We start from the raw sequence: 6,375 nt of genomic DNA, 5'->3' as shown, positions 1-6,375 counted from the left end.
GCATCGCGCCCGGGCCGACGGTCAGCCCGAAGGTTTCGAGCAGCGGCACGTGCGACAGCGCCAGCAGCCCGAAGCCGGCGACCGTCGCGAGGTTCGCGATCAGCAGCGACACGAGCGTGTAGGGCGTGACGGGCTGTGCGTCGTCTCGCTTGCAGAAGAACAGCGCGTAGTTCGAACCGACCGCGACGATCAGCAGCATCCCGACGAGATGCAGGATCGTCAGTTGCACGCCGGCGAGCGCGAAGCCGGCCGTCACGACCAGCACGGCCGCGACGAGCGGCGCAAGCGCGCGCACGACGCGGCGCGGCGAGCGCAGCGCGATCAGCAGCAGCACGGCGATCGCGGCGAAACCGGCAAGCGACAGCCGGATGTCCTCGTGCACGTAGCTCACGTACAGCCGATCGGCTTCGGCCTTCATGTCGACGAACAGCGCATCGGGCACGCCCGCGCGTGCGACGGCCGCGCGAATCGGCGTCGCATCGAGACTCGATGCCGGTTGCGCGGTGCGGGCGGCGTCCGGCGCGCGCAGCGGCAGCATCGCGCTCCAGCGGCCGTCACGTTCGGTCAGCAGCGCATCGACGGCGAGCGCCATCGACGTGCCGCGCAAGTCCGCGCGCGTGAGCAGTGGCGCGTGGCGCGCGGCTTCGACGTCGGCGATGAACGGCGCGAACAGGTCGGGCTTGACCGCGATCGGCTGGTTCGCGACGGCGTCGCGCAGCCGCGCGGCGAGCACACCGGCATCCGGCAGGCTCGCCTGGCGCGCACGCTGCGCGGCGTCGCTCGGCAGGTAGCGTGCAGGGCTTTCGAAGCCGGCGAGCGCGCCCCGGTCGACGAGCGGCTGCAATTGCGCGGCCACTTTTTCGACGCGTTCGAGCGCGGCCTGTTCGGTCGGCGCGGCAATTACGACGAGGTAGCGCACGTCGGGCGCGCCGACATCGGCGCGCAGCCGTGCGTCGAGCGCCTGCGCTTGCGCCGGCACGGGGCTCAGCGCGGCGAGCTCGCGGCTCCACAGGCCGTCGCGATGCAGCGCGAGCGTCGCGCCCGCGGCGATCACCAGCACGGCGAGCGGCCAGCGCAGCCGCGGCGCGGCGTCGGCCGCGCGCGCAAGCACGGCGCCGACGCGCGACACGTCGCGGATCGCGACATGCTCGCCGCGCAGGTGCGGCAGCACGAAGCGCGTGACGAGCGCGGCGGCCGTCAGCCCGACGATCGAATACAGCCCGAGCTGCACGAGGCCCGGGAATCCGGAGAACAGCATCGACGCGAAACCGCATACCGACGTCAGCACGCCGAGCCGGATCGTCGGCCAGTACGCGGCGACCCATGCGCGCGTCGCGTCGGCCGGGCGTGCGGCGCCGCGCGTGCCGGCCTGCGCCGATTGCACGAACAGGTAGATCGAATAGTCGACGGCTTCGCCGATCAGCGTCGTGCCGAAGCCGAGCGTCAGCCCGTGCACCGTGCCGAACGCGACGCTGACCGCCGCGATCCCGGCCGCGACGCCCGTCAGCACCGGCAGCAAGCCGAGCGCGAGCGTGCGCGGCGAACGGTACAGCATCAGCAGCAGCGCGACGATCAGCACGACGCTCGCGGTCGACAGCCGTTCGACGTCGCGCCGGATCGTGTCGCGCGTGTCGACCGAGAACACGCCGGGGCCCGTCATCGCGAGCGTGGCCGCGGCGGCGTTCGGCACGACCTGCTTCGCGGCGGCGAACGCGCGGCGCACGGTGTCGATCGCGCGGGCCTGGGCGTCGGTATCGGAACCGACGGCGGCCGTCTGCACGACGAGCACCGCGCGCGTGCCGTCGCGCGACGCCCACACGCCGTCGCGGCTCGCCGGTTCCGCCGCGCTGTCGAACTGGTCGACGAGCGTGGCGACTTCGCCGGTCGGGTCGCGCGGCAGCATCGCCTTGGCCATGAGGCCGGCCGACGAGCTCAGCAGGTCGAGGCTGTCGCCGAGCGCCTGATGCAGGCCGGCGGCGCCGAAGCGCTGCGGCGTGACGGCCGGGCTCAGCAGGTAGCGGTGATCGAAGATGAACTGGCGGTCGCGTGCGTCGTTCGCGGCTTCGCCGTTGTGGACGGCCGCGAACTGCGGATCGGCGCGCAGCGCGCCGGCGACGCGTCGCGACAGCGCGGCGCGCGTGGCGGTATCGCCGCCGTCGATCGCGACGAGGATCAGCCGCGACACGATGCCGTCGCGCAACTGGTCGACGAGCACGCGCTGCCCGGCGCTCGGCGAGCTCGGCAGGAACGCGGACAGATCGGCTGTGAAGTGCGCGCGCCCGATCGCGACGCCGCACGCGGCGAGCGCGAGCAGCCACACGAGCACCGTGCGCTGCCGCAGCGCGTGCAGTCGGCGCGCGACCGGTGACGACGAGGGCCGGGTGCGTTCGTCCATCAGTTCGGGTTCACCGGAACGGGTTGCAGGCGCATCACCGAACGGTCGCCGTCTGCCTGCCGGATCGCGACGCTGCGCAACGCATCGCGCGTGCCATCGAGCGTGATCGTGCTGACGACCTTCAGCATCCGCGAGTCGAGCGGCGTGAGCGTCAGCGTCCAGTCGTCGCCGCGCCCCGCGAGCGCGACCTTGTACACCTGTTCGAGCGCGAAGCGGTTGCCGGCGAGCGTCGCGCGGATGCTGTCGATGAACGCGCCGAGTTCCGGATAGCGTGCAAGCGCGAGCGTGTACTTGCGGTTGTTGCGCTCGACGGTGAGCATGTCGCCGTCGACGACGAGGTGTTCGGGCTTCGGGCTCAGCGTGTGCTTCTCGAGATGGTCGGGCGCGACGAACACGAGTTCGCCGGACGATTCGACCGGCTGCGTCGCGATCGACAGGTATTTCGTCTCGGTGAACGTCGCCCGTCCCGACTTGTGCTGCGCGAGCGTCGACATCAGCCGGTCGAGGGTCCACGCCGGCGCCGGGTCGGCCGCTTGCGCGGGCACGGCAGCCAGCGCGATCGCGGCGGTGGTTGCAGCGATGGCGACGGCCAGCGTGCGGGCGGCACGTCGCAGCGTGGACGGGAGCGTGGGCAGGCAGCGGCGAACGGCGGTCATGCGTCGGAATCCCTCGTGGCCGGCAGGTCGGCAGCGGTATGCGCCGTGTCGCGGCGCGCGGCCGCGGCATCGCCGCTTTGCCAGAAATCGAAATAGTTGAACCAGTTGTAAGGCGCCGCGCGGCAGTACCGGTCGAGCAGCGCGACGTAACGCGCGAGTGCCGCGTCGACGGCCGCCGCGCGCGCGTCGCGTCGCACGTCGGAGAAATCGGCGAGCGTCTCGAAGTGCACGTCATAGCGGTTGCCGTCGCGATAGAGGCCCGTCATGAAGATCACCGGGCGCTTCAACATCGCGGCCATGTAGAGCGGCCCGAGCGGGAACGCGGCCGGCGCGCCGAGCAGCGGCAGCCGCCGCAGCGACGCGGCCGCGTCGTCGAGCAGCGTGCGGTCGGCGAGCATGCCGACCATGCAGTTCGCGTCGAGGCGCTCGCGCACCTTCAGCATCGAGTCGACCTGCCCGAGCGGAATCACTTCCGGCTGCGCGGCGGGATTCACCGCGGCGAGCGTCGCGTTGATCTTGCGCGCGTTCTTCTCGTACATCGTCACGACGACGCGCAGGTCCGGGCGCGTGCGGCCGATCGCGCGCACGACTTCGAAGCTGCCGAGGTGCGCGCCCATCAGGAACGCGCCGCGTCCGCCCGCGAGCGCCTCGTCGACGAGCGTTTCACCGTGCAGCCGGATGTCGAACAGGTCGAAGCGACCGTTCATCAGGTAGATGCGGTCGTGGATCGTTGCCGCGAACGTGAACACGTGCCGGTACACGTCGCGCCAGCGCGCGGGGCGGCCGAGCACGCGGCGCAGGTAGTCGCGCGACGCCGCGCATGCGACCGGCGAGAACAGCACGAAATACGTCGCGATCAGGTGCAGCACGACGCGCGCGCGCTGCCGGCCGAAGCGCAGCGAGATCCACGTCATCGTGCGCAGCAAACCCGCATTGCTGCGCTCCTGGCGTTCGGCCCACGCGGTGCGCTTCATGGCTGCACACCGTCCTGCACGGCTGGCGGCGCGGACAGCACGCCGCTCGCAACCTCGCGCGCCCCGGCGCGCAGCGTGAAGCGGATCGCGCCGCTGGCTGCGGCGTCGTACGCGAGATCGAGCGGTTCGCCGGGTGCGACCGGGCTGAGGAATTTCGCGGAACCGAGCCGCCACGTGTGCAGCGGGCGGTTCAGCGCCGTGCCGATCGCGTGGATCGCGTGATCGAGCAGCACGACGCCCGGCACGACCGGATGGCCGGGGAAGTGGCCGGGCAGCGCCGGGTGATCGGCAGGGACCGTGAACCCGAGCGCCGGTGTGCCGGCCGGGTCGCGTACGGGCGTCGGCGCGACCGGCGTGCGCGCATGTTGCGCGACGAGCGCGGCGAGCACGTCGCGCGGCAGCTTGCCCGTTTCGTTGCGCGGCAGCGCGTCGACGAACACGAGCGGGCGCGGCATGAACGCGGGATCGATCCGTTCGCGCAGCGCGCGCTGCAGGTCGGCTGCCGCGAGCGTCGGCGCGACGACCAGCGCGACGAGGCGCGTGACCGGTTCGAGGCCCGCGTCGGCGTGCGCCGGCGCGGCTTCGTCGGGCATGAAGAACACGCCGTCGATCACCTGCGGAATCGCATTGAGCTGATGGTTCAGGTACGCGACCGACGTGCGTTTGCCGGCGATGTTGACGAGGTCGGCCTTGCGGCCGTGCAGCAGGAACCGGCCGTCGCCGAGCAGTTCGAGCGCATCGCCCATCGGCACGGGCGCCTCGACGTGCCCGCCCGATACCCAGATCGTCGGCTCGCCGTCGTCGCTCTCCGGTTCGTCGCGCGCGTCGAGCCGGATGCCCGGGAACAACGCCCACGTCGCGCCTTGCGACGTGCGGCGGGTGGCGATCTGGCCGGTCTCGGTGCTGCCGTAGATCTCGACGAGCGGCGCGTCGAGCGCGGCTTCGGCTTCGCACGCGAGCTTTTCCGACAGCGGCGCGGTGGCCGACAGCACGAGCGCCGCGGGCGGCAGCGCATGCCCGGCCGCCAGCAGCGCACGCAGGTGGATTGGCGACGTGACGAGCACGCGCGGCTGCGGGATCGCGTCGAGTTCGTCGCGAATGTCGACCGGGTAGAACGGCTGGCGGTTGCTGAACGCGAGGCCGCCGATCAGCGCGAGCAGCACCGTCGACTCGAAGCCGTACATGTGCTGCGCGGGCACCGTGCCGATCAGCGTGGCCGCACGGCCGTCGAGCAGCCCGAGGCGGTCGGCCGCCGCGCGCACGCAGCCGACCAGGAAGCCCCAGGTCTTGCGGTGCGGCACCGGCGCGCCGGTCGAGCCGGACGTGAACACGTAGGCCATGATCCGCGCCGCATCGATCTGCGGCACGGCGAACGGCGCATCGCTCGCGATTTCGCCGGGAGCGGCATCGGGGTATGCGAAGCGCGGCAGGTCGATCGCGCAGTCGGGCGCATCGTGCAGGCAGAACGCGTCGGGCGCGAACGAGGCGAGCTGGCGGACCATTTCCGGCGTGTGCGTCGACGGCAGCAGGCTGATCTTGCCGGCAACGAGCGCGGCGCACAGGCTGACCGCGAAGCGGTAGCGGTCGCGGCACACGTTGAACACGTGGCCGCCGGCGGGCAGCGCGGCGGCCACGCGCGCGACGTCGGCGACGAACGCGCGCGCGGTGACGGGTGCGCCGTCGCGCCAGGCGATCGTCTGGTCCGGCGACGAATGGAAAACCAGCGGGTGAGTCGGCATAAATCGGTCAAAACGGGAGCGAAGGCCGGCGCGCCGCGCCGGCCGTGAATTCATCGAGACGCCTGCGAAGCGTGAGTCGTCGCGCGATACGCGCGCACCGCATCGACCATGCGCGGCCGCGGCTCGTGCGGCAGTGCGAAGCGCCGGCACGCATGCTCGGCCGCGAACATCACGGCGACGAGCGGCAGCGACAGGTAGTTCGCGAACGTCGACCACGTGACGATCGGCGCGGTCGCGAACAGCAGCGTCGACACGGCGGCGATCGCGACGAAGAACAGCGTCCACGCGAGCGTGATCTGCCGCGTATAGCGCACGACGGCCGGCGTGATCGCGCCGTGGATCATCGTCGCGAAGCGCGTGCACAGCGGCACCCGGCCGGCCGCGAGCGTGCGGCCGAACAGCAGCGCCATCGCGAGGTTGAAGCTCGCGTGTTCCAGATACAGGCCCCATTCGAAATGGCGGGCAAGCGGCATGCGCGCAGCCCATAGCGCGGCGGCGGCAAGCAGCCACGCCGGCACGAGCCAGCCGCGCTGCGGCGAGCGCAGCGCCGCGCCGAGTGCGAGCAGCAGCGGCGGCACGGGCTCCATCGCGATGCAGCAGCCACACCCCCC

5 protein-coding genes are annotated in these 6,375 nt (G+C 72.1%); all 5 read right to left on the bottom strand.

Features of this window, described 5'->3' with window-relative positions; all coding sequences use genetic code 11:
- On the bottom strand, nucleotides 1-2,395 hold a 2,395-nt coding region (locus tag G3N64_RS37720; RefSeq protein ID WP_205788678.1), incomplete at its 3' end, for an MMPL family transporter.
- A complete protein-coding gene (locus G3N64_RS37715; RefSeq protein WP_205788677.1) occupies nucleotides 2,395-3,051 on the bottom strand; it encodes an outer membrane lipoprotein carrier protein LolA in 657 nt (218 codons plus the stop codon). The genes G3N64_RS37715 and G3N64_RS37720, both read right to left, overlap by 1 nt.
- Nucleotides 3,048-4,025, bottom strand: coding sequence for an acyl-CoA synthetase (locus G3N64_RS37710; RefSeq protein WP_205788676.1), 978 nt, complete (start codon nucleotides 4,023-4,025; stop codon nucleotides 3,048-3,050). Before G3N64_RS37710 ends, G3N64_RS37715 begins: the two co-directional genes overlap by 4 nt.
- On the bottom strand, nucleotides 4,022-5,764 hold the full coding sequence (locus G3N64_RS37705) for an acyl-CoA synthetase family protein (protein WP_205788675.1): 1,743 nt from the start codon (nucleotides 5,762-5,764) through the stop codon (nucleotides 4,022-4,024). Before G3N64_RS37705 ends, G3N64_RS37710 begins: the two co-directional genes overlap by 4 nt.
- Nucleotides 5,765-5,814: 50 nt before the next feature.
- A partial coding sequence (locus tag G3N64_RS37700; protein ID WP_241021422.1) for a hypothetical protein occupies nucleotides 5,815-6,375 on the bottom strand: 561 nt, incomplete at its 5' end.

Source organism: Burkholderia sp. Ac-20344, from assembly GCF_017104975.1.
Taxonomy (GTDB): domain Bacteria; phylum Pseudomonadota; class Gammaproteobacteria; order Burkholderiales; family Burkholderiaceae; genus Burkholderia.
The sequence above is the reverse complement of the archived record's forward strand: the minus strand, read 5'-3'. Positions and strand labels throughout refer to the sequence as shown.

What these genes read in the sequence shown, in the direction of transcription:
- G3N64_RS37710 (WP_205788676.1), bottom strand. Translation starts at nt 4,025, where the DNA reads ATGAAGCGCACCGCGTGGGCCGAACGCCAGGAGCGCAGCAATGCGGGT.
- G3N64_RS37705 (WP_205788675.1), bottom strand. Translation starts at nt 5,764, where the DNA reads ATGCCGACTCACCCGCTGGTTTTCCATTCGTCGCCGGACCAGACGATC.
- G3N64_RS37715 (WP_205788677.1), bottom strand. Translation starts at nt 3,051, where the DNA reads ATGACCGCCGTTCGCCGCTGCCTGCCCACGCTCCCGTCCACGCTGCGA.